Source organism: Parabacteroides sp. AD58 (assembly GCF_023744375.2).
Classification (GTDB): domain Bacteria; phylum Bacteroidota; class Bacteroidia; order Bacteroidales; family Tannerellaceae; genus Parabacteroides; species Parabacteroides absconsus.
Window position 1 is genome coordinate 873487 of record NZ_CP146284.1, and the last position, 25627, is coordinate 899113.

The 25627-nt window shown below is 44.6% G+C and carries 20 protein-coding genes; 1 reads left to right on the forward strand and 19 read right to left on the reverse strand.

Going from position 1 to position 25627, the window contains the following annotated elements; translation table 11 throughout:
- Positions 1 to 60: 60 nt before the first annotated feature.
- The 10 genes from NEE14_RS03675 to NEE14_RS03720 all read right to left on the reverse strand — a co-directional run bounded on the left by NEE14_RS03675 (position 61) and on the right by NEE14_RS03720 (position 9598).
- Complete coding sequence (locus NEE14_RS03675; protein WP_251966485.1) at positions 61 to 333, reverse strand: DNA-binding protein; 273 nt, start codon at positions 331 to 333, stop codon at positions 61 to 63.
- Positions 334 to 528: 195 nt separating this feature from the next.
- Positions 529 to 1230, reverse strand: coding sequence for a phosphatase PAP2 family protein (locus NEE14_RS03680; RefSeq protein ID WP_251966486.1), 702 nt, complete (start codon positions 1228 to 1230; stop codon positions 529 to 531).
- A 3-nt stretch (positions 1231 to 1233) separates the two neighbouring features.
- Complete coding sequence (locus tag NEE14_RS03685) at positions 1234 to 2001, reverse strand: tetratricopeptide repeat protein (protein WP_422394675.1); 768 nt, start codon at positions 1999 to 2001, stop codon at positions 1234 to 1236.
- 5 nt (positions 2002 to 2006) lie between these two features.
- Positions 2007 to 3815, reverse strand: a complete 1809-nt coding sequence (locus tag NEE14_RS03690) for a BatD family protein (protein ID WP_251966487.1) — start codon at positions 3813 to 3815, stop codon at positions 2007 to 2009.
- 29 nt (positions 3816 to 3844) lie between these two features.
- The gene (locus tag NEE14_RS03695) at positions 3845 to 4588 is read right to left on the reverse strand and encodes a tetratricopeptide repeat protein (protein ID WP_251966488.1); all 744 of its coding nucleotides are present in this window, start codon (positions 4586 to 4588) and stop codon (positions 3845 to 3847) included.
- A gap of 12 nt (positions 4589 to 4600) precedes the next feature.
- A complete protein-coding gene (locus NEE14_RS03700; RefSeq protein ID WP_251966489.1) occupies positions 4601 to 5620 on the reverse strand; it encodes a VWA domain-containing protein in 1020 nt (339 codons plus the stop codon).
- A 12-nt stretch (positions 5621 to 5632) separates the two neighbouring features.
- Entirely contained in the window at positions 5633 to 6619 is a 987-nt protein-coding gene (locus tag NEE14_RS03705; protein WP_251966490.1) for a vWA domain-containing protein, read from the reverse strand.
- Between the two features lies 1 nt (position 6620).
- Positions 6621 to 7637 (reverse strand): hypothetical protein, encoded by a 1017-nt coding sequence (locus NEE14_RS03710; RefSeq protein WP_251966491.1) that lies wholly within the window; start codon positions 7635 to 7637, stop codon positions 6621 to 6623.
- Between the two features lie 8 nt (positions 7638 to 7645).
- Positions 7646 to 8515, reverse strand: a complete 870-nt coding sequence (locus NEE14_RS03715; RefSeq protein WP_251966492.1) for a DUF58 domain-containing protein — start codon at positions 8513 to 8515, stop codon at positions 7646 to 7648.
- Between the two features lie 87 nt (positions 8516 to 8602).
- Positions 8603 to 9598 (reverse strand): AAA family ATPase, encoded by a 996-nt coding sequence (locus NEE14_RS03720; protein ID WP_251966493.1) that lies wholly within the window; start codon positions 9596 to 9598, stop codon positions 8603 to 8605.
- Between the two features lie 818 nt (positions 9599 to 10416).
- Between NEE14_RS03720 and NEE14_RS03725 the strand changes: the two genes are divergently transcribed.
- Positions 10417 to 13545: a GH92 family glycosyl hydrolase gene (locus NEE14_RS03725; protein ID WP_251966494.1), complete on the forward strand. Its 3129-nt coding sequence runs from the start codon at positions 10417 to 10419 to the stop codon at positions 13543 to 13545.
- 111 nt (positions 13546 to 13656) lie between these two features.
- Here NEE14_RS03725 and NEE14_RS03730 read toward each other — a convergent pair whose 3' ends face one another.
- The 9 genes from NEE14_RS03730 to NEE14_RS03770 form a co-directional block, all read right to left on the reverse strand.
- Positions 13657 to 14634: a glycosyltransferase family 2 protein gene (locus NEE14_RS03730; RefSeq protein WP_251966495.1), complete on the reverse strand. Its 978-nt coding sequence runs from the start codon at positions 14632 to 14634 to the stop codon at positions 13657 to 13659.
- A gap of 23 nt (positions 14635 to 14657) precedes the next feature.
- Complete coding sequence (locus tag NEE14_RS03735; RefSeq protein WP_251966496.1) at positions 14658 to 16217, reverse strand: MBOAT family O-acyltransferase; 1560 nt, start codon at positions 16215 to 16217, stop codon at positions 14658 to 14660.
- On the reverse strand, positions 16214 to 17593 hold the full coding sequence (locus NEE14_RS03740) for a GDSL-type esterase/lipase family protein (protein ID WP_422394696.1): 1380 nt from the start codon (positions 17591 to 17593) through the stop codon (positions 16214 to 16216). Before NEE14_RS03740 ends, NEE14_RS03735 begins: the two co-directional genes overlap by 4 nt.
- On the reverse strand, positions 17577 to 19019 hold the full coding sequence (locus NEE14_RS03745; RefSeq protein ID WP_317259004.1) for a hypothetical protein: 1443 nt from the start codon (positions 19017 to 19019) through the stop codon (positions 17577 to 17579). Before NEE14_RS03745 ends, NEE14_RS03740 begins: the two co-directional genes overlap by 17 nt.
- A 49-nt stretch (positions 19020 to 19068) precedes the next feature.
- Positions 19069 to 20367, reverse strand: coding sequence for an MATE family efflux transporter (locus NEE14_RS03750; protein ID WP_251966499.1), 1299 nt, complete (start codon positions 20365 to 20367; stop codon positions 19069 to 19071).
- Positions 20364 to 20966: a rhomboid family intramembrane serine protease gene (locus NEE14_RS03755; RefSeq protein ID WP_251966500.1), complete on the reverse strand. Its 603-nt coding sequence runs from the start codon at positions 20964 to 20966 to the stop codon at positions 20364 to 20366. Before NEE14_RS03755 ends, NEE14_RS03750 begins: the two co-directional genes overlap by 4 nt.
- 24 nt (positions 20967 to 20990) lie before the next feature.
- A complete protein-coding gene (locus NEE14_RS03760) occupies positions 20991 to 22571 on the reverse strand; it encodes an NAD(P)/FAD-dependent oxidoreductase (protein WP_251966501.1) in 1581 nt (526 codons plus the stop codon).
- Between the two features lie 38 nt (positions 22572 to 22609).
- Positions 22610 to 23986, reverse strand: a complete 1377-nt coding sequence (gene radA, locus NEE14_RS03765; protein ID WP_251966502.1) for a DNA repair protein RadA — start codon at positions 23984 to 23986, stop codon at positions 22610 to 22612.
- Positions 23987 to 24068: 82 nt separating this feature from the next.
- The gene (locus NEE14_RS03770; protein ID WP_251966503.1) at positions 24069 to 25607 is read right to left on the reverse strand and encodes a carbon-nitrogen hydrolase family protein; all 1539 of its coding nucleotides are present in this window, start codon (positions 25605 to 25607) and stop codon (positions 24069 to 24071) included.
- Positions 25608 to 25627: the final 20 nt, after the last annotated feature.

The following is a 25627-nucleotide window of genomic DNA, read 5'->3' on the forward strand; positions in this document are numbered from 1 at the left end:
TAAGTTTCTTATAACTGTTCATTACCTTGGGATTTGTGTCAATAAGAAGAAAGCGTTTCATTACGCTTCTGGTGCTGCAGCTTCTTGGCTTTCAGCTAAGATCTGCATAGCACGATCTAAAATTGTTGTATCGTCTAATACTACCAAACCGCCGTCTGGACCTGGTTCAATATGAACACCACAACTCTTTCCATCCTGGAAGTTCTGTCCACCAAAGTAATTTCTTACAGTTTCAACAGAAAGACCCAGTTCGTCTGCAATACGATGTGTTGAACCATCTGGTAAGCTATCTTTAATCTTACGAAGTTCGTTAAATGTGATTGTCTTAGGCATGATTATTAGTTTTAAAAGTTACACTTTTGTTAATTATTATACCGCTAACTTATGCATTTTGCCCGTAAAAGCCAAATTATTTAGTAAAAACTTGGTAACAAAAATGTATGTTTAACGACATATAAATGTAATATCCGACATATGATATTACATATCAAACAAATAGAACCAGTTTTCTGGAAGCCTAAACGGCATTTAATGAGTAAATGGAACAAATACACTTGAAAAGCACAAAAGAATGGCAAACATCATCCATACAGCTATCGTGATTGCCTGAACTCTTTTTCCCTGATACATCTGTGTCGGCTCGGAGTAAAATGGGAAAACCGAAGCTCTCAGAAAATGATAACGTGCCCACTTATAAATATGATAAGAAATATATCCGAAGAACAATCCGGAAAGAATACCAGGAACGATATCAGAAATAAAATGTACACCCAAATAAATTCGGGTATAGGCATTGACTGTTGCCCAAATAAAAAGTGTTATGCCCAGCAATTTGTTCCGAAGAAGCAGCGTCATAAACATGGCAAAACCGAAAGCATTCGCCGCATGGCTGGATATGAATCCGTATCTCCCGCCGCGATAACCAAATACCGTTTGCACCACATCCATAAAGTCTGGATGATGAGTCGGACGGAAACGGTGAAACAAGGGTTTGCAGATACCGGAAGCAAACTGATCACATAATGTAATCGTCAAAGCGATTCCCAACAGGATAAAAACCACTTCCTTCCAGTTCTTCTTATAGGATAAAACGACTATAATAAAAATGGCTAACGGCAGCCAAACTGCCTTACCCGAATAAAGCCACATGACTTCATCCCAATAAGGCGTATGGCAGCCGTTAAGCGTCAGGAACAGATCCCGTTCCCATACTAAGATTTGTTCTAACATGTATTAAATCTTTTCGATGTCCTTGCTTGGCATCCAGCCTACATTTCCATCTTCCAGTTCGACTTCGCTCCATTCACCCAAAGTACTCTTGACGGCAACTTTAGTTCCTTCATGCAAGACTACTAAATCCGTACCACTCACATCAGGTGAACTTTTCACCGTTGTACTGGCCGCAAAGACAATTGCTTCCTGATGATTCTCCAATTCATTTTTCTGACTGAAACCTAAAATATTGGAAAAGACAACGATCAGCAGCAGGACTAAAGCCGCATAAAAACCTAATTGTTTGAAACGTCTGATCTTTGAGAAGAAAAAGACAACCAAACAGATGATGAACAGCAGAAAACAGATAATGCCTACTGTTCCCCATGTATCTGCACTTGCGAGATCGCGAATAGCATTAAACCAATCTGTCAAGAAGAAGTGACCGACAGGTTCTATCTTATCAACAGCTCTGCCTTTGGCCATTTGCAAGTTAAAACGAATGTCCTTGTCTCCTGGCTGCAGAAGCAAAGCACGTTCATAATTCAGAATGGCCGGCGCTATTTGTCCGTTCTTGTAATAAGCATTTCCCAAATTATAATAGATGGCAGCCGACTCACCGTTATTCTTCAACAGACCTTCGTACAACTGAATTGCCGTTGCATAATCTTCTTTGGTATATGCAACTTCAGCTTCTTTGATGGAAGCATCTTGAGCAAATACCGGCCATACCAAACACTGGATCAGAATAGCCAGCCATAATGTTTTCATATATGATCTTGTTCTCATTTTCCTTACTTTTTAATGGTATTTTCCATCTTACCAATTGCATCAACAGTCTGTGCATACAGCTTATCCATTGCCTCTGAACCTTGCGACGGTGCATAGCGGGCAAATTCACAAGTATTCAGAATGTCCATGAATTCTTTTGTCAATGTTTCGTCAACGCCGTATTTTGCCAGCTCTGTTTCCACATTGTCTTTAGTCAGTTCTGCCTGCGGTATATTCAGCTTATCGCTCAGATATCCCCACAAAGCCCGGAGTACTTCATCATAAAATTCTTCTTTCTTATTTTCCTGAAGCAGTTTTCCGGCATTTTTCAGACGTCTAACAGCAATCTTATTTGCTTTCTTCGTACGTACACGAGCCAGATCTGAGTTTTCCTTGATTTGTTTCCGATAAACGACAAAGAAAATTACAAACAGAATCAGCGGAACAATATAAGCCATAAAATACATGAAAGTACCTATGAACAAATCATCCCGGTTATTGATGAAATGAATGCCCTTTGTCTTCAGGAAGCGAATATCCTGGCCTAAATATTTGACAGACTCTTTGTTTGCGAAGTTAGAAACAGCCGGAGCCGTTGAAGAACCTTCTTCTCCTTTTTCTACATGAAGATTGAAAGCATTTGAAGCAAGTGTTTTGTAGGTATTCGACTTCGTATCAAAATACGAGAACTGAATGGCCGGAATCTCAAAATCTCCACTATACCGCGGAATAGCCATATATTCAATCGTCTTACTTCCAGAAACACCGGCCGTTGTTGTTTTAGTATCCGATTCAACTTTCGGATCATAGATATCAAAATCATTCGGGAACGCAACTTCCGGATTCTTCACCAACTTCAAGTTTCCGTTACCAGAAATCTTCACCTTTACAGTAACGGCTTCATTGGCTTTCACATGATCCGTACTGATATCAGCTGTCATAGTAAAATTACCGACCGCTCCCGAGAATGAAGCCGGTTTTCCTGAAGGTAACGGCTTGACATTAATCGTGGCCGGCTGAGAAACCAGTTCCTTATTAATATCGCGATACGTATCAAAGAAATCATCAAAGATACTACGGGCTTTCTGCGGTGTAGAAATACGAATCACCGCATCATACGTTCCTTTACCGATCGTCAGTTTCCCTGAACGCTGAGGATACAGAACAACCTGCCGCAGATCGACCGTAAAATAATTCCGGTCTTTATAACGATCCTGTACCCACTGCTTGTTAGGCAAATCAATCTCCTGAGCCAGGAATCCTTCGAATTCCGGGAACTTCACCCCGTTAATCTGACACGGACGAGCCGCATACAATTTGAATGTCACCAAAAGCCCTTCCTGTTCATACACATCATAATCTGAAACTATCATGCGCACAAAGAAGTCGTCATTACTGATTGTTGTTGAAGAAGCACTCTCAGCCGCACTTGCCTTACCGGATTTATCTGGAGGAAGCACTTTAATGGTCAGTCCATTCGACGTATACGTCGCATTCTTTACCTTGATGGTAGCCGGAGCGATTGTAAAAGTACCTTCCTTTTTCGGCATCAGTATGTAGGTATAACTGACAGTTGTCTGACTGGAGCTTTTCCCGTTGACCCAACTATTGCTATAAGACGTCGATTGAGAAGGCCCCATCAGTACTTCGAAGTCCGGCATTTCCTGCACTCTCAAATCCTTTCCTTCTGCATTCACCACAAAAGTCAGACGGAACTGCTCTCCCATCACGACAGATTGAGGAGCAGATGCCTTGAACGATACCTGATCATCCGCCTTGATCGTCCAACCGAGTGTCGTCAGCAGAAAGAACAAGAAAAAACACTTTCTCATTATTCCTGTAGTTTTATTATTTAGCTTCATTACCATTGTTTTTCCGTTTTACGACGTTGCTGCTGCTGTTGCTGGGCCTTCTTCACTTTTTCCTGCGTATCTTTTTCATCCTGCAAGAAAGCATCCAGCATCTGCTGGGCATTGTCCTGACTCATCTGTTCATTTTGCTGCTGTTCTTCCTGAGTCTTATTCTGTTTCTGATCATCAGGCTTCTGCTGCTGTTGCTGTTGCTGCTGATCTTTGTTTTCCTTATCTTCCTGTTTCTCCTCGTTTTTCTGATTCTGACTCTGATCCTGATTCTGCTGATCACTTAACAGTTTCTGGGCCAAAGCTAGATTATAACGGGTCTCATCATCCTTCGGATTCAGGCGCAACGACTGCTTATACGCTTCCACACTCTGGGCATAATCTTTCCCTTTCATACTGATATTACCCATATTATGATAAATCTCAGCTAATCGGGCCCGTCCTTCAGGTGTTTCTTTCATCTTAGCTTCCTGTCCGGCCAGCAACTGGTACTGTTCACCGGCTTCCTTGAGTTTATCCTGCTTATACAACGAATTTCCCAGATTATACGTTCCTTCTACCGAGCGCGGATTAACATCCAGACTTTTCCGGTAGGCTACTTCAGCTTCCGTATATTTCTCTGTCTTATACAATTCATTGCCTTCACGCACATGCTTCCGCTCTGCTTTCTGGGCATAAACCGAAGAGAGCATGCTGCCTGAAAGCAGAACCGCAACCCCTATTATTGATTTACGTACCGATTTCATTTCATTAAAGATTTAAGAGAACAATTTTATCTTCTTGAAGATCCGGTTCTTCCGGTCGAGCGTTAACACGTCGGCTATCAACAGAACCAGAGCGATCCACGCCAGAATCTGAAACTGTTCGTCATATTCTGAATAGACTTTACTGTCCATTTCTGTTTTATTCATCTTCTCAATCTCCTTCTGCAAGGCACGTAAGGCCGAATTGGTATTATCAGCCCGTACATACATGCCATTACCGGCTGCGGCAATCTCCTGGCACATCTGTTCATTCAGCTTCGTAATAACCACATTCCCGGCATTATCCTTCAGATAATTGTTTGCACTACCCATTGGAATAGGTGCCCCTTTCGGATCACCAATACCGACAATATTCACATGAATACCTTTTTCGGACGCCATCTTGGCCGCACCGACAGCATCATCTTCGTGGTTCTCACCATCTGTAATCACGATGATAGCCTTATCTGAACTTTCATTGGGGGTAAACGAACGGGCAGCCAGGTTAATGGCAGCTCCAATCGCCGTACCTTGTGTTGAGATCATTTCCGGACTGATAGACGACAAGAACATCTTGGCCGATATATAATCAGACGTAATGGGCAACTGTGTAAAGGCATCACCTGCAAAGACAATCATACCTACCTTGTCATTTGAAAGACCGTCGGTCAATTTGGCCAGCATCTGTTTGGCTTTATCCAATCGGCTGGGCGACACGTCTTCTGATAACATGGAATTCGAGACATCCAGACAGACCATGATTTCCACACCCTGACGTTTAACCGTTTCAAGCTTGGAGCCAAACTGCGGACCGGCTATTACAAATATGATCAATGCAATGGCTGCAAATGAAAGCCAAAACTTCAAATGCTGGCGTTTGGGCGATACATCCGGCATCAATTCAGCCAACAAGGCCGGATTACCATAACGCTTTACTGCTCTCCGCTTTTGAATGACGGCATAGATGTAAAAGACAACCAATGCCGGCAATACCAACAGCAGATACAAAAATTCCGGATTTGCAAAACGAAACATATCTTTCTGTTTTTATGGAATATTTCTTAACACTGTATTTCTCAACAAAACTTCCACCAGCAACAAGGCAAATACCAGCAAAGCCCAGTTTTTATATTCTTCCTGTTTCTTGCTGAATTCCTGTACACTGATTTTCGTCTTTTCCAACTGATCAATCTCCGAGTAGATTTCTTTCAGGCTTGAATTGTCCGTCGCACGGAAATACTGCCCTCCTGTTGTCGAGGCAATCTGTTTCAATACCTGTTCATCAATTTCTACCGGTATATTCTGATATTGCACACCAAAAGCTGTCGGAATCGGATAAGGCGCTTCGCCTTGTGTTCCTACACCAATGGTATAAACACGGATACCGAAAGTTTTCGCTATTTCGGCCGCCGTTACTGGAGCAATCTCGCCGGTATTGTTTACACCATCCGTCAGCAGGATGATCACCTTCGACTTTGCCTGACTGTCTTTGATACGGCTTACGGCATTTGCCAAGCCTAAGCCGATGGCCGTTCCATCCTGAATGATACCCGGTTGTATATCTTTAAACAGATTCAGCAAAACACCATGATCAATGGTTAACGGACACTGTGTAAAACTCTCTGCTGCAAAAACAACCAGACCGATGTTATCATTCTGCCGGCCATTAATGAACGACGCCGCTACATCTTTGGCAGCTTCCAGACGATTCGGCTTCAAATCTTCAGCCAGCATACTGGTTGAGATATCCATGGCCATCACAATATCAATACCTTCCGTAGAAGAATTCTGCCAGCTGTTGGTTGATTGCGGACGAGCCAGCACTACAATCAACAAGGCTATTGCCAACATACGCAAGGCAAATGGCAGATGTCGCAGATAAACTTTCCAGGATGACGTTCCCGGCAACTGAAAAGCTTCTGATGAAGAGACCTGCAAACTGGCCTGACTCTTATGTAACTTGTAGATGTACCAGCCAATCAACGGGACCAGTAACAACAACAAATATAAATATGTAGGATTTGCAAATACCATCTTATTCTTTCATTTTAGAATCAGTTGTTTCACTCTGTTTTTCATCTTCCCCTTCTGCCGCTCCAGAAGCATCTTTTTCCGGAACAACTTCTTCAGGTTTCGTCTCCGTCACAAACTGATAGGCGTTTGCCATACTCCGGTCGTTTTCGTCAGGCAGCGGATGAAGTTTGGCGAACTTGACAAAGTCTGCCAGCCCCAGAATCTGCTGCAACTTATCATAAACCGGTGCTGCTTCTTTTACGCCCCGAAGGATATCCAATATTTCCCCGGATGTCATCTCCATCGCATTGATACCGAAACGGTCCACAATATAACGACGGAGTGTTTCTGTCAGCGCAGTATAATATTCCTTATTCAGTCCCTGCTGCCACAGTTTCTTTTCCTTCAAGGCATCCAGTTCTTTCATGGCCTGCTCGAAAGGAGGAAGTTTCGGCTCGACAGGTTCCGAGAACGGCAAAATAGACTTCCGGTTCTTCAGTCGCTTGATTACATATATAATAATACAAAGCAACAGCAGGCCGAGTAAAACACCGTAGATAATCGGGTAATAATCGGCCCACACAAAAGGAGGTTTCCATACATCCTTTATATCGTAAAACTCGTCCGGCTTATCTACATTTACGGGAATTGTCGATACCTTCAAGGCAACCTGGTTCGAGTAAACGGTATCTGAGCCGTCAATCACCTTCAACGGCGGAAGCAGATACAAGGCCGAATCAAACGAGGTAATCAACAGATCCTGTTTGATCAGCAGCCTGTCGTTCTCGATTACCGATGAGTCCGGCTTGGAAACATCCAATACTTCTACCCCACGCATCAAGGTATCTGCGGGAATAACGATCTGTACCGGACGATCCTTATCGGCAGTAACCGACACATGCAGCTTGGTCTGCTCTCCGATCAGGATAGCAGCCGAATCAAGCTTCACGTCAATCAGCGACTGCTGTGCCTGGATCTTTCCGCCCACCAAACCGGCAGCCATCGAAAATACCAATATAGTTTTATTCAATACATTCATGATCCTCTTTAATTTCGTTTTTCGAAAAGAGCCATTAACGACTTCACATAATCATCTTCCGTACGGATGGAGACCGAATCGACGCGGCATTTCTTGAATGTCGTATCCATTGCTTCCTGCCGTTTCTCCCACCATTCCTTGTATGCCTGGCGGACACGCGACGATGATGTATCAATCCACTGTTCTTTTCCGGTTTCAGCATCCTTGATCTTCATCAGACCAACCGAAGGCAACTCTGTCTCACGCTGGTCATATACCTGGATAGCTACCATGTCATGCTTGCGGTTGGCTACCGTCAAAGCATCCTTGAAGCTGTCTTTATTGATAAAGTCAGAGATCAGGAAAGCCGTACAGCGCTTTTTGATGGCATTCGTCAGGTATTTCAGCACCTGACTGATATCCGTCTTGCGGTCTTCCGGCTGAAAATCGATCAGTTCACGGATGACATACAGGATGTGCTTTCTTCCTTTCTGCGGCGGAATGAATTTTTCCACCTTGTCTGAGAAGAAAATCACCCCGATCTTATCGTTGTTCTGTATGGCCGAAAAAGCTAATGTCGCGGCAATCTCCGTGATGATTTCTTTCTTCATCACATTGACGGAACCGAAATCGCGGCTGCCCGATACATCAATCAGCAACATCACGGTCAATTCTCGCTCTTCTTCGAAGACTTTTACATACGGACGGATATAGCGCGCAGTCACATTCCAGTCAATGTCACGAATATCATCCCCGTACTGGTATTCACGCACTTCACTGAAAGCCATACCACGTCCCTTGAATGCTGAGTGGTATTGCCCCGCAAAAATATTACGTGAAAGGCCACGAGTCTTGATTTCGATCCGACGGACTTTCTTTAACAGTTCACTTGTTTCCATTGTCTCAACTTACTCATTGAAAATTGACTTAGGAGAATGACGCGTTTCCTCGCCGGACCGCACCCTCTCCGTTGCTAAAGTTAACGATTAAGGTACTTCAACCTTATTCAGAATCTCGCTGATTACCTCTTCCGTTGTCAGATTGTTCGCTTCAGCCTCGTAGCTCAATCCGATACGATGGCGCAATACATCGTGACAAACGGCACGGATATCTTCCGGAATGACATAACCTCTGCGCTTGATGAAGGCATAAGCACGGGCAGCCAATGCCAAACTGATGGATGCACGCGGAGAAGCTCCGAAGGAAATCATATTTGCCAGATTAGGCAATCCGTGTTCTTGCGGGAAACGAGTGGCAAAGACGATATCGACAATGTAACGCTCGATCTTTTCATCCAGATAAACTTCACGAACCACCTTGCGGGCTTCCATGATTTCTTCTTTCTTCAAGATCGGCTTGATGTCCGGTTTAACGCCTGATATATTCTGACGGATAATCAGTTTTTCTTCTTCTTTCTTCGGATAGCTGATGATAACCTTCAGCATGAAACGGTCCACCTGAGCTTCAGGCAGCGGATAAGTACCTTCCTGTTCGATCGGGTTCTGTGTAGCCATTACCAGGAATGGTTCCGGCAGCTTGTATGTCCGTTCACCAATAGTTACTTGGCGTTCCTGCATGGCTTCGAGCAAAGCACTCTGTACCTTGGCCGGAGCACGGTTTATTTCATCGGCTAATACAAAATTAGCGAAGACCGGACCTTGTTTAACTTGGAATTCTTCGCTTTTCTGACTATAAATCATGGTACCGATTACGTCGGCCGGCAGCAAATCCGGGGTGAACTGTATTCGGCTGTATTGTGCGTCAATCAATGATGACAATGTTTTGATGGCTAAAGTCTTTGCCAAACCAGGAACACCTTCCAACAAGATATGTCCATCAGAAAGCAAACCGATCAACAACGATTCAACCAAATGTTTCTGACCTACAATAACCTGGTCCATACCCATCGTAATCATATTTACGAAGGAACTCTTACTCTCAATTCGCTCATTTAATTCGCGAATATCCACAGTCTGACTCATAAATAAAAATATATAGTGTTATATTATTCTCTTTTTTAAGCTGCACAAAATTAGAAATGTTAAATCCGTATGTTGAACTTTTGCAGTTAAATAATACTAAACCACATGCCGACAGCGCTTTTTTCACAGTGTTTTAAATTCTATACAGTTCTTTTTCATCCTCTTTCCGGCAGAATATTCAGAAGAATTGACCACTTTCCTATCCAAGACTTAGCTCTTTTTCCCGGACTATTATCCGCTGGATAATGAATATCTATTTTTCCGGCGTACGCCGGATATCATTCCGACGGTCGGCGGATAAGTTTCCGACGTACGAAGGAAAGATTTCCGACGATCGGCGGAAAGATAATATGCAATAACATTTTATCTAAAAGCAAGGCAGAAAAACACGAATTGCCAGGCAGCAATTAACTCATAAACGATACGTAAACTGAGAAAATGAAATTAAGGAAATAATTGATTAATTTTGCGGAATAGGCTTTTGTAATGAGTGGGCTATATATAAAAACGAGAGGAAACCCGTTTCACAACGATTTTCCTCCCTACCAAAACCTTAACTATGAAAAATTAGCTCTTATAAACCGAATTGGCTCCTTGATTAATTTTTCATGATGCAAATGTAGCAGTAGTTTTTTAATCTCCAAAACTATTTTACATATTCTATAACATAGAAAATTATAATTCTTATATAAAAAAATTTCATATAAAGCATTATTTGTCCATCGTACACCCATCGGAATATTATATAAGTATATCAAAATATAATATCACAGTCATCTGAGAAATCTTCCATTAATTTGCAATAAAAAATAGGACATATGCATACTTACCTTACATCTCTTCTGTTTGTATCTGGATTAGCTTTTGGCGTTGCCACAGCTCAAGCAGAACAACTCTGGACAATTGGTCAGAACGATAATCAGGCGACAGGCTTTGCCTTAGCTCCCGATCAATATAAGGACTTTCTGGCTCACGACTTCGGTTATGAAGACCGTTATTTCTTAATCGGATATTCGGATGCTTCGAAAGATTTTCCGTATGTTATTCCAGGTCCGGCCGACAGTTGGGGTGGAACTGGCGGAACTTCCGGCTGGCGGACACATGAAACCACGCTTCTATTCGGTATAGACAAGAAACCGGATGCTGGCACTTGGAAACTGATAATTGATGTGCTCGACAATGCGGTTGAACAACCTCCGCTTCTGAAAGTAACAATCAACGGAGAATCCTGGAAATTCCAGTTACCCGCCGGCAAAAATGCCCGGTCAATCGAAGGAGATTTGAACGGAACACAAGAAAACCGGATAGAAATTCCTATCGACAATGCCCTCATTCATCAGGGCGGTAACGAAATCCGTCTATCCGTTCTGGAAGGTTCGTGGATTCTTTTCGACCAGATCTGTCTGGACAGTCCGGAAGGTGTTCGCTTGCAAAAGCCCCAAAAGGCATTTATTCGCCGCGCATCTGCTGCCGCATACGAAATAGAACAAAACGGACAACGCTTCCAACCTTTGCTGATTGATGTGGAAGAGTTGGATAAACAACCGCGTCTATCCGTTGAACTCGACGGGAAATCTATTTTCAGCCAGCGGTTGGATACGGCGCGTTATGTCTTTGAAGCACCGATGCCGGCAGTAACTGCGCCCAAAGAAAGCCAATATTGCATCCGGATCGACGGGAAAATGGTAGAAAAAGGTACGGTTCTTCGTGAACCTCAACGACTCCAAACGTATGCTGACTACGTAGATACCCGCATCGGTACCGGACACTCCCGCTGGATGATCGCACCCGGGCCGTGGATGCCTTTCAGCATGGTAAAGCTCAGCCCCGACAACCAGAATGCAGGCTGGCAGGCGGGTTATCAGCCGACGTTCGAAAACACCGGTTGCTTCAGTCACATCCATGAATGGACGTTAGGCGGGCTCGGACTGATGCCGACCAACGGAAAGCTGGTTATTCAGGAAGGAGATGAAATGGATCCGGATTCGGGTTACCGCTCTCGTATCCGCAAGCAAACCGAACAGGCAGGCATCGGATACTATGCCATCCATCTGGATGATTATGATATCGACGCAGAACTGACGGCTACGACACGCTGCGGATTCCAGCGATATACATTTCCACAAGACCGGGATGGCGCCCGCGTGCTGGTCGATCTTCACATTCCTACTGAATATGATTATGTATTAAGTGATATCGAAATAAAGAAAGTCGGACCGAACCGGATTGAAGGTGTCAGTCATCAGCTGTCACGCAATGTATGGAGCAATGATGCCGACCAGGATTACCGGCTTTATTTCGTGCTGGAATTCGACCAGCCTATTCAGGAAATGGGCGGATGGACAGACGGAACAGTCGTCAAGACAGACCATCTGACAGGAAAAGACCTGAAAGATGCCGGTCTCTTTCTGCAGTTTGACGTCAGAGAGAACCCAGTTGTACAGGTCCGTTCCGGTATTTCGTTAGTAAGCCTCGAGAATGCCGCTCTCAATCTGAAGACAGAAATCAGCGAACCCTTCGGCTGGAGCTTCGAAGCCGTACGAGATCACCAGCGAGCTGTCTGGAACGAATTATTCGGCCGCGTGGAAATCTTTACAGCCGACCGCCAGGAGAAAGTTCGTTTCTATAATAATATGTATCGGGCGCTCTGCAGCCGGAACACATGGAGCGATGTAAATGGTCAATGGATCTCGACAGATAAGAAAATTCATCAGCTGGCCAACCAGGACGACGTAGCCTTAGGATGTGACGCCTTCTGGAATACATTCTGGAACTTGAACCAGTTTTGGAACTTGGTAACTCCCGAATGGAGTCATCGGTGGGTGAACTCTCAACTTGCCATGTACGATGCCAACGGATGGCTGGCAAAAGGTCCGGCAGGCATGAATTATATTCCGGTGATGGTTGCCGAGCACGAAATACCACTGATTGTAGGCGCCTATCAAATGGGCATTCAGGATTTTGATACAGACAAAGCTCTTGAAGCCATGATAAAGATGCAAACGACACCTTCGCAGAAAGTATTTGCCGGATATGCCGGGAACCGTGATCTGGAAGCCTATCTCAAATATCAATATGTGCCATCCGACTTGGGCCGTTTCTCCAATTCCCTGGAATATGCTTTCGACGACTGGACAGTCGGCCAATTTGCCAAAGCCATCGGAAACGAAAAGGTTTATAAGGAATTCAACCAACGCGGCTCGTGGTGGAAACATGTAATTGAACCGAAGTCAGGCTTTGCTACCTTGAAAGACAGCAAAGGAAAATGGGCCGCCGACTTTGACCCGTTCCGTTCAGGAGCTAATCACCATTATGTAGAAGGGAATGCCTGGCAACTCACCTATTTCGTTCCACAAGATGTCCCGGCATTGGCAGCAGCCATTGGCAAAGACCGCTTCATCGAACGGCTGGAATGGGGATTTCAAGCCAGCGAACCTTGGAGATACAACGCACCCAACGATCAATACTGGGATTTTCCGGTCGTACAGGGCAATCAGCAGTCCATGCATTTTGCCTTCCTGTTTAACTGGGTCGGAAAGCCCTGGCTTACCCAGAAATGGAGCCGGTCCATCATTGACCGTTATTATGGTTCTGGTATAGCCAATGCCTATCTTGGAGATGAAGACCAGGGACAAATGAGCGCGTGGTTCATTATGGCAGCTGTCGGACTTTTCCAGACAGATGGAGGTTGCCAGACAGAACCTGTTTACGAAATAGCCAGTCCGCTATATGAAAAGATAGTTCTCCATCTCGATCATCGGTATGGAAGAGGAAAAGAATTTATCATCGAAGCCAGAAATGCTTCCCGAAAGAATAAGTATATACAATCTGCCGTGCTTAATGGAAAGGAACTGAACTCATTTAAGTTTCCGGCAGCTGAATTACTGAAAGGAGGAAGTCTGGTTTTGGAAATGAGTGAGAAACCAAATAAAAACTGGAGTAAATAAATGTATGAAGCCTTAACGCAGTCGTGTATGTCGCGACGAAGAACGAGGATGCGTTGCTCTTAACGTATCCTCGTTTTAATATTATAGGAATCACAGCAATACCGAAAATGGCTATGACTCTTTCTCCTGATTATCATCCTGCCATTCAGTCGTTTTATCCACCAGATAGCGAGGCCGTTTTTTCACCTCCTTATAGATTTTCCCGATATATTCGCCGATAATGCCGATAGCCGTCATCATCGAGCCGCCAATCAGCCACAACGAAACCAATATGGAAGTCCAGCCCGGAATAGTTTCACCTTCCCAATAAACTGCAATCGCATAAATGATCACACCGACAGAGATCAGGATGAACAAAAGGCCCAACAGAACGATGCCCTGCAAAGGACGTATGGAAAAAGAAGTGATGCCTTCAGCCGCGAAACTCAGCATTTTACACAACGGATATTTGGATTGGCCGGCCGGTCTTTTCTGTCGGTCATAATAAACCATAGCCGACGGGAAACCCAAAGAACTGACCAGACCACGCAAGAACAGATTCCGCTCAGGATATTGCAGCAACGCCTGCAAAGCCCGGTTGCTTATCAGGCGAAAGTCGGCATGATTATAGATAATGTCTCCGGTCAGGCTGCCCATTACTTTATAGAACAGCTGGGCAGAAAAACGCTTTAAGAAAGTATCTGACTTCCGCTCTTTCCGGATGCCATACACAATATCAATACCCTGCAAATAATACGTCAGCATCTGAGGTATCACCCGAATATCATCCTGTAAATCGGCATCGACCGAAATAGTCACATCCGAACGGTCAACAGCATATTCCAATCCGGCCCACAACGCTTGCTGATGTCCGGAATTATGCACCAACTTCAATCCGGAGATTTCTTTATGCTTCAGCGCAAATGCCTCAATCATCTGCCAGGTGTTGTCGGTGCTGCCATCATCGACAATAAGAATATGTCCGACAGATACCAATTGCTGCTGCTTCAGCAAAGCCAGCATATCAGTCAGACGATGAATGGTCTCCGGTAAGACTTCCTCTTCATTATAACAGGGAACGATGAGTAACAACCGAGGTATATGTTTCATGGTCAAATTCTCCATAGCTCACATCAGAACTGAAAATAAATAAAAGGTTGAACACCGGCACTCTTAAATTGGACAACGGTCAAGATCGCCAACGACAACAGCAAGGCCTGCACCACCAAAGGCGAATCGGTGACCCACTTTTGCAAGTACATTTCAATCCGCTTAGGAATAAAATGAAAGACATAGCCTATTATCATCAACGCGAAAACACCTTTGTAACCCGAAACAAACTGGAGAAAGACTTCCGGATGGAAGTTGGAGACTATTTGAGTCAGCATCTCTCCTACCTTCTGCATCGAATCAGCCCGGAATAAAATCCATCCGAAACAGACCAGGTGAAAGGTGATAAAAACACCCACGACACGACGCAAGGGCGTCATTTCATTTCCAACTTTCTTGAAACTGGAGAAAGCAGCCATAACAGCTTTATGAATGGCCAAGGCTACGCCATGCAAGGCGCCCCAAAGAATAAAACGCACAGAAGCGCCGTGCCACAGACCGCCCAACAACATGGTCAGGATCAGATTGACATAGGTGCGCCTTTTTCCCTTCCGGTTTCCGCCCAGCGAGATATACAAATAGTCTTTCAGCCAGCTCGACAATGAAATATGCCACCGCCTCCAGAATTCAGTAATCGTTGCCGACTGGTAAGGAGAATCAAAGTTGATATTAAAGCGGAATCCTAAAAGAAGAGCTATTCCGATGGCCATATCCGAATAGCCGGAAAAGTCGCAATAGATTTGCAATGTATATCCATATACACCCATCAGATTCTCTAACCCCGTATACAAAGCCGGAGCATCGAAAACCCGGTCAACAAAGTTCAGACTAATATAGTCGGATATCACACATTTCTTAAACAAACCGCAAACGATAAGGAATATGCCTTCGCCAAATTCATCTCTCGTCACAATCGGATTCCGGTAGATCTGCGGGATAAAATCACGTGCCCGCACAATCGGCCCCGCCACCAACTGCGGGAAAAACGATACATAGAACACATAATCGATCCAGCGATTAAGAGGCTGGATACGGCCCCGGTACACATCAATTACATAACTGATGCTTTGAAAAGTAAAGAAAGAAATTCCTACAGGGAGAAATATCTGCAAAGGAGCAACTTCCAGCGAAGCCCAAGGCTGGTAATGAAACCACACACCCAGTTCGCGCAAGAAAGACGAACCCAAATCTAACAGGAAATTGAAATACTTGAAATAAGCTAACATTCCTAAATTGACACAAAGGCTCAGCGTCACCATGCACTTTTTCTTCCAGGTTTCATCCAGACGCGTCATGATCCGGGCGATCAGAAAATCAGAACTGGCCGTAAAGATCAGTAGTCCAAACCACAAGCCACTGCTCTTATAATAGAAATAAAGAGAGAACAGAGTCACGTATATAATCCGTGCCAGCGTATGTTTCCACAATGCCACGTAGAATAAAGAGAATATACAGAACAAACAGAAAAACAATCCGCTGCTGAACAACATCGGTTCTTCGGGATGATATACCAACAGATCACCCAGCTTGCTCCACGAAAGTCCGTCAAAAAGTCCCGTCTGCATCATCATTAATGCATTCATAATTCACCCTCCACTTGCTGATTTAGTTTTACATCTTGCCCGAGATGAGCATTATAGGCATTCATCAATGCCCGATACAATAATACACCCTGATCCTCATAACCACGTTGAGTAAAATGAATCCGGTCTTTACTCATCAAATGCTGAGTGTACCACTTGCGACATGAGTTCTTTCCTCCAGTAGCCGTAAACAGATCCCAGCAGGCAATGCCTTCTTCACGGGCTATCTGCCTCAAGGCAGCAGCTGCTTTTTCAGTATTTACATTCCTGACATAAACCCGTTTTTTCTTGACATAGGTTCTTTTATAACATTCTGGAGGAGTCGTGAGCAGAATCTCGGTCTGCGGCATGACTTCTTTCACCAGCGACAGAAACCGATGCACTTGTTCACTAAATTCAAGACCGGAGAAATTCCGACCGAAGGTTTCATTCGTTCCAAGCGATATGATCAAAAGCTGAGGCCTAAGCAAAGAAAGCCGCTGCAGATATTCCTTATCCGTGTAATTCACATACATAGCCCCATTCACACCAATCGAATGATACAGAATGCCAGGCTTGCCATTTGTCAATGAAAACCCATAATAGGTATTATTAAACGACGAAGCCGGCAACAACACATCTGTGCCCTGCTTACGCCGCGTACTGTGAAGCAGCAACGTATCGGTCATACGACTCAATCGGAAAGTATCTGCTTTTACTCCAGTATATACAGAATCAGCCAAAGACGCTTCCGCTATCTGTTTACTCTCATCCGTAGGAAGCATGGGCATGGCATTATAACGCCGGTACAAAATAGCCTGATTAAAAGCATAACCTGCCCCATTATTCGGAGCCATCCGCACATTCAGATTAATGGAAGAAGACATGCTCCTGACTCCTATTCCACCCATTCCAACGGAGGTTTTCCGTTTCCGCTGGATGCAGCGCCCGGCAATCCAATCCCGAACAGAAGAGGTAATAAAATAGTCATCCGGCTCATTCGTACGGCTTAACTTAAACGGAGCTACCCAGCCTCTGCCGGCATTTCCGAATTCATGCTGGAGCAAGCGCATGACTTTACCACTGTATTTGCCGGCCTGAATATGGGAATCACCCAGATGAACGATTGTCAATACCGTATCTTTTCCTGCCTTCAACGAGTCAAGCAGAGAAAAGAAGTGCATCAAGGAATGTGTACTATCCGACGGAAATGATAAAGTATCACATCCTTCCACCAACATTCCCGGCAGCGGTAAAGGAAGTTCTACGGCTGTTGGCTCCACATTTCGAGATTCATCTTGCTGAGAATGTAGTAACGACTGAGCCCAGACTGACACAGTAAATATAATACCAACGGCGACACCTCCAATTCGCAACCAATTATTCCTGTCCTGCACTTTCATAAAACTCCATTTCAGACATTAAGGCATCCATCAGGATACGGGCTAACTGCCGTCCACCACCAAATCCAAGATGCGTATAATCTTTACTTGCCCAATTATTTTCCACATAACGGACCATACTGTTTTTCCCGCCCATAGCACCGTACGTATTCCAGAACGGCACTCCGGCTCTTTTGGCGGCCTGTCGCTGGGCATGCAAGAGTGCCAAAACGGAAGGCATGGTATAAAAGGTTCCGTTTTCCTGACGACTCCGATCTGAAACACCCATCAACATCACGTCGGCCGTCGGAAAACAATGGCGGATATGATGTATTACCTTCTCCATTCGCTTTCCATACCATCCATATTGCATAACACTGTCGTTAGCTACATTCAAGCCATATTGCAAGATGATCAGATCGTACGGACGAATATCATTCAGCGCAAGACAGCGTACCGAATCCAGCCGTTCCAATATCAGACCTGAATTCCCACGCATAGAGAAGTTATCAATAACAACACCTTCTGCATTTTCCATCGCTACACCTAAAGCCCTAAATCCCGTTGCCTGAGAAAAATCAAAGCTAGCCTTGTTAATGATACCGTTCCATTCATACTGAGCCATTATCTGTGTGGAAGGTAAACTGACTCGCAAAGAATCCGACCTTCCATCAATCGAAACACTAACCTGCGTCGAAAGATTATTCTCATAGATCAGTTTTAAGGAAGAAACAGAATCCAATTCAGGGTACTTATTTGTCGACTCTATCGAGAAAGAAGCCTTGTCAGCTTCCGCTTCAAAGGTCAGGCAACTCAATGTATAGGCGTGTTCATGATCCGTCAGCATCGACCAGGTTGTCCAGCCCTTAGGAGTTGTCTTTACCGTCGGCCGATACTGGGCTGCTGGAGAAGAAATAGGCACAAAGCCAACACCGCGGCCACCAAACCTCTTCTGCATCAATGAGCGCAAATCAGCCACCAGAATATCTCCTTCTATAAACGAATCGCCCATAAAGCCGATCCGTACCGGTCGGTTTAAAGATGTCCGGTTCCGCAAAGCCGTAAAGAAACGGTTCAATCCGATATGACCAACAGAATAGTCTTCGATCCGTATCCCCGTAGAATCAGCCCCGTCAACAGCATACAAGGCTTTGTATAAAGAATCTCGCAAAGCCAGTGCAGCAGAATCAATTCCTACTTTTTCTTGGGCAAGACGCTGTAAAGCAACGGAATCAACAGCTAAAGTATCTTCTTCCAACCATGACTGCTGCATCGTATCTATGGCTGCTATCATTGATTTCTCTCTCAAATCAGAAAACAAATCAATATGTTTTACCTGAAAACCGGCAATCTTTTCAGGCAAATAATAGAATGCACAACAGAAAACAAATGTAAGAAATAATAGCAGTAATAACCTGCTTAACCGATTTTCTACAATCATCAATTCAAATCTCCTATTAAGTCCGCAAAAATAGATAATCTATTTTAATTCACCTCTCTGATTTCAACAGAATCTTTCGTGCCAGTCCGGTTTGTACCAACCCACGCAAGAACAAATAAACGATAAATGCCATCCACAAAGCATGGTTTTCCATTTGTTGCTGTAACAATCCTTGTAAAATGAAGAATGAGGCTGAAGCAACCAACATCGAATACAGCATCTGACGGGAAGCTGTAGCACCAATATAGATTCCATCCCATAAAAAGGCCGCCATACCGGCTAAGGGAATAGCCAACACCCAATAGAAATAGTCTGAAGAGGCATTTAATACTTCTCGTTCGTTCGTCAACAAACCTAAGAACGAACTTCCTCCTATACCATATAATAAGGTAAAGGTAAGCGCCAATCCGATGCCCCAAGCAAACAAAGCTCGGATCATACGTTCCAAGTCCGCCCGATTATGTGCACCAACATAACGACCGGTCAAGGCTTCTCCAGCATAAGCAAAGCCATCCATGATGTATGAATATAAAGTGAACAGCTGCATCAACAACGTATTTACCGCCAAGATGACATCACCTTGTTCAGCTCCCCGGGAAGTAAAATAAGTCGTCACCGCAACCAGACATAAGGTCCGAAAGAAAATATCCCGATTCAATATGAAAAAGGAACGCATGGCCTCATAGTCAGTCAACATTTTCCAGTTCAATTTTGGCCATAATCGGCGATAATAACCATACCATAATAACGAAGCCATCAGTAATCCGGCATATTGGGCAACCAGTGTTCCCATGGCAACGCCTGCTACTCCTCGGTTCCAGACAAATACAAAGAATAAACTGGCTGCTATATTGACCACATTTTGTGTAATAGCTATGTACATCGGAAAACGGGAATTCTGCATTCCCACAAACCAGCCCGCAAAACTGTATAAACCCAATACAGCCGGAGCGCCCCATATACAAATCCGGAAATAAAGAGAAGCCAGTTCTTTGATTGCTGGTGTGGCATCAATCAACATAAATGCGACTTTAAGGATTGGATATTGTAACAGAATCAGCAATAAACCCAATCCAAAGGCTATTCCTACTGAACGGACAAACGACAGGATGACTTCAGCCAAATCACGCCTTCCATAGGCTTGGGCAGTTAGTCCACTGGTTCCCATCCGCAGAAAGCCGAAAATCCAATAGATCATACTGAACAACATACCACCCACGGCAATGGCTCCAATGTAAGTAGCAGAGCCCAAATGTCCCACAATGGAAACATCCACCAAACCGAGCAGTGGAACAGTAATGTTTGATATAATCGAAGGAACAGCCAGTCCCAATATCCGTTTGTTCATCTTCCCATCAATGCTCCTACAAATAACTTCACCAACGAAGGATTCAACAAAGCAGGCAGTAAAAAGCCGAACAAAGCTCCTAAGAAATGGGCATTATGGTTGATATGATCACTCGCCTGCTTGGCCATATACTGGCAATACAATAAATACACAACACCAAACAATATACCCGGAATAGGTAACAAGGCAAAGAAATATATTTTCCCCCACGGATCAAAGAAGATCGAGGAAAATAAAACGGCAGAAACGGCTCCTGAAGCACCAATAGACAGATAATAGGGATTGTCTTTCTGTTTTGCCAGATCAAATGATGAAGAAAATATCATTCCACCAAAATATAAAAGAAGAAAGCCCCACTTTCCGAGTCCTACGTATTGATAGTATTGTTCCATATAGGTACCGAATGACCAGAAGGTAAACATATTTACCAACAGGTGAGTCATATCGGCATGTACAAAACCATGGGTAAAGACTCGATACCATTCTTTCCTATGGATCACCTGGTAAGGACTCAAGGCCAGTTTCATAGCCAGCGTCTGATTTCCGAAACAGATGAAAGAGACAACTACCGTTATTCCTAAAATCAAATAGGTTATCATAATGTCTATATTCTTTTCTTCCTCTTATTTCAATAACTCAGCTACCATTTCGGCACAACGTTCACCGTCGATAGCAGCCGATACAATACCTCCGGCATATCCGGCACCTTCCCCGCAAGGGAAAAGGCCACGCAAAGTAACATGCTGCAGGCGTTCTTTATCGCGTAAAATACGTACAGGCGACGATGTTCGGGTTTCCACACCTATCATCAGCGCTTCATTGGTTAAAAAGCCTCTGGATACTTTTCCGAAGTGACAGAATCCTTCACGCAACCGGTGGGTAATAAATTCCGGCATCCAGAAATGAAGGGGCGAAGATAATACGCCGGGCGTATAGGATGTGACTGGCAAATCAGCCGACAGGCGTTTATGGATGAAGTCATCCATCCGCTGCGACGGAGCCGTCTGCCGCTGGTTTCCGTTGAGCCAGCAGAGTTCTTCCAGCCGTTCCTGAAAGGCCATCAATGCCAATGGCGAATCAGCCGGTACTTTCATTTCCTGTCCTTTCATCAGTTCGGGATAATCTTCCGGACGAATTTCTACTACCATACCTGAATTGGCCCAATAAGAACCACGAGTAGAAGGCGACATTCCGTTTACAACAATTTGCCGTGGACCGCTGGCTGCCGGTACAACGAAACCTCCCGGACACATACAGAATGAATAGACACCACGTCCTTGTACTTGTGTGACGAAACTGTATTCGGCCGCCGGCAAATACTTACCACGACCTTCCTTCCGGTGATATTGAATCTGGTCAATCAGTTGCTGCGGATGTTCCAGACGAACTCCCACGGCAATACCTTTTGCCTCAATCGGGATTTGAGCATTATACAGATAATAATAGACGTCACGCGCAGAATGCCCTGTAGCCAGAATAACTGGTCCCATAAATGTCTCACCTGTCTGTGTCTCTATACCGATCACTTCGTTATCCCGGATGATCAGCCGGTCCATACGGGTTTCAAAGTGCACTTCTCCGCCCGACCGAAGGATTTGTTCACGCATGTTCTCAATCACACGTGGTAATTTGTCCGTTCCAATATGCGGATGAGCGTCCGACAGGATCGAGGGACTGGCACCATGCTGGCAGAATACATTCAGGATCTTCTCAACCGAACCCCGTTTCTTGCTTCGAGTATAAAGCTTACCGTCTGAATAAGCGCCGGCTCCTCCTTCACCAAAGCTGTAATTCGACTCCGGATTTACCAAATGTTCCCGACTAATACGGGCAATATCTTTCTTCCTTTCCCGTACATTCTTGCCTCGTTCTACCACAATCGGACGAAGTCCCAGTTCGATAGCCCGTAAAGCAGCAAACAAGCCTCCAGGTCCAGCGCCCACAATCACTACGGGCTTTCCCGACGAAACATCTCCGTATGCTACCGACTGGTAAGCCGGTTCCGTCGGATCTTCCTCGATAAAAACCTGTACTTTAAGATTCACAAATATCGTACGCTGTCGGGCATCAATCGAACGTTTCAGAATGCGGACAGCATGAATGTCTTTTACCGATAAAGCCAACTCCCGGGAAAGCACCGTCTTTAAAGCCTGCTCGTTGGCTGCTTCTTCAGGCAATATGCGTAATTGTATTTCTTTAATCATGTAAGTCAATCATTAATCAATGATAAATTATACCGAGACTAACCGAACAACTGCCGGAACGCCTCTTCTACTTTCCGAACCTGCACAATCTGAATCCGGCAACGACTCGCATCAAAACCTTTCAGATTATTATAAGGAATCAGAATGCGGGAAAAGCCCAACTTTTCTGCTTCCATGATCCGTTGTTCAATCCGGTTTACCGGACGGATCTCACCCGACAAACCCACCTCACCGGCCATGCAAGCACCCGGTTCGATGGAAATATCCAAGCTTGACGACAGGACAGCTGCCAACACAGCCAAGTCGATTGCCGGATCATTGACACGCAAACCACCAGCAATATTCAGGAAAACGTCTTTCTGAGCCAACTTGAATCCTGCCCGTTTCTCCAAGACTGCCAATAACATGTTCATCCGTCGGATATCAAAACCGGTAGCACTCCGCTGCGGTGTTCCATAAACGGCCGAGCTTACCAAAGCCTGCGTTTCAATCAGGAACGGACGAATTCCTTCAATAGCAGCGGCAATGGCTACGCCACTCAGTCCTTCATGATTCTGCGTAAGCAACAGTTCTGACGGATTACTTACTTCCCGCAAACCTTCCTGTCTCATTTCATATATTCCCAACTCAGCCGTGCTACCAAAACGGTTCTTGATACTACGCAGAATCCGGTACATATAGTGCTGGTCGCCTTCGAACTGTAAAACAGTATCTACAATATGTTCCAAGACTTTCGGTCCGGCAATGCTTCCCTCTTTATTAATATGGCCGATCAACAATACCGGTACTCCACTTTCCTTGGCATATTTAAGAATAGCTGCACTACACTCACGAACCTGGGAAACACTACCCGGAGAAGATTCTACCAGCTCGGTAAAAATCGTTTGAATGGAATCTATAATCAACAAATCAGGCTGGATGTTCTGTGCTTGTACGAAGATCTGCTCCAGATTGGTCTCACACAAGATCAGGCAATTCTGGCTTTCAGGCGCCAGACGGTCCGCACGCATTTTCAGCTGACGATAACTTTCTTCCCCAGAAACGTACAGAACCTTCAGATCATGCAGCTTGAGGATGGTCTGCAAAACCAAGGTCGATTTTCCGATTCCCGGTTCACCGCCAATCAAGACCAAAGACCCTTTCACCAGACCACCGCCCAACACACGGTTCAGTTCCTGGTCTTTCATATCCAGCCGGTCTTCCTTTTCCGCCGTAATGTCGCGCAGCAATACCGGACGCGCCTGTCCTCTCTCGCTCAATCCAGAAGGAACCGGCCGTTTAGCCGCAGGTGTTTCTTTGGTCACTACTTCTTCTACATAGGTATTCCATTCTCCGCAGTTTGGACACTTTCCCAACCATTTCGGAGAATCGGCACCACAATTCGAACAAACATAAACCGTCTTCGTCTTTGCCATTTACCTTTATATTAAATACAAAAGACACGAAGCCCGGCGTGTTCATACGACTGACGCCATCTCCGTGTCTCTGTCTAAATACTTATTTATTCTTCTTCAACCGGACTTCATACAAGTCATTTCGGCGATCTTTCAAATTACGTACACTTCCATAGGTATGTAATTCGCTCAACAAATCCAAATCGACATCCGATACCAGAATCATTTCTGTATTCGGGGTTGCTTCGGCCCTGTTTCCATCTGTCGGAAAGGCAAAGTCACACGGAGTAAAGACTCCCGACTGAGCGTACTGAATATCCATATTATGTACACGCGGCAAGTTACCTACACTACCGGCAATAACGACGAAACATTCATTTTCAATTGCACGAGCCTGGGCACAGACCCGTACACGTGAATAGGCGTTCTGCGTATCAGTCAAATATGGAACGAACAAAATCTGCATTCCCTGTTCGGCCATGATACGGGATAATTCCGGGAACTCCACATCATAACAGATCAAGACACCAATCTTGGCAGAATCAGTCTCAAAAGTCTGTACTTTCTTACCGCCCGAAAGTCCCCAGCTCTTGGCTTCATCCGGAGTAATATGAATTTTCTCATACGTCTCATAAGAACCGTCACGACGGCACAAGAATCCAACATTATACAATCCGTCTCCCCGCATCTGAGGCATACTTCCAGTAATGATATTGATATTGTAACTGATAGCCAGCTCAACAAAGCGCTTCCGCATTTCATCCGTGTACTGAGCCAACTCACGGATCGCTTCTGATTCGCTCATGTGATTGAATTTAGCCATCAGCGGTGCATTGAAATATTCGGGGAAAAGGATGAAATCGCTTTTATAATCCGACACGGCATCGACGAAGAATTCGACTTGCTCGAATACGTCGTTCAAGCTTTTGTACGGACGCATCTGCCATTGAACCAGACCGACACGCACCGTCGTTTTCGTGGCAATTACTTCCGGTTTCGGCTGATAATAAATATTATCCCACTGCAACAAGGTCGCATAATGCTTTGACTCCTCATCATTCGGCAGATAATTCGTCATCACCTTACGCACATGGAAATCATTCGACAGCTGGAACGTCAGTACCGGATCATAAATCTCTTTCTTACGGACTTTATCAATATACTCTTTCGGGCGCATGGTATCCGCATACTTATGATAATTAGGAATACGCCCGCCAAACATAATTGCCTTCAAATTCAGGCTTTCACAAAGTTCCTTCCGATAATCATACATACGACGGGCCAGACGCAAACCCCGATAATCCGGATGTATAAAGACTTCAATACCATATAGGATATTACCCTTTGGATTATGTGTATTGAATGTTTCGTTTCCCGTAACATCAGCATAAGTGTGATCGTTCTTGACACGGTCATAATCAACGATAATAGAAAGGGCACAACCGACAATCTTATTATCAACAACCGTCACAACCTGACCTTCGGGGAAAATAGTAAGTAATTTTTCGATTTGCTCTTTCGTCCAGAACACATCTGAACCATCAGAATAAACACGTCTGAACGACTGAGCCAACTGTTTATAATCCGTCATCTGCAACGGACGGACAATTACTTTGTTAATGTTTTGAGTATGTTGTTCCATCACAATCTGTGTATTTAACC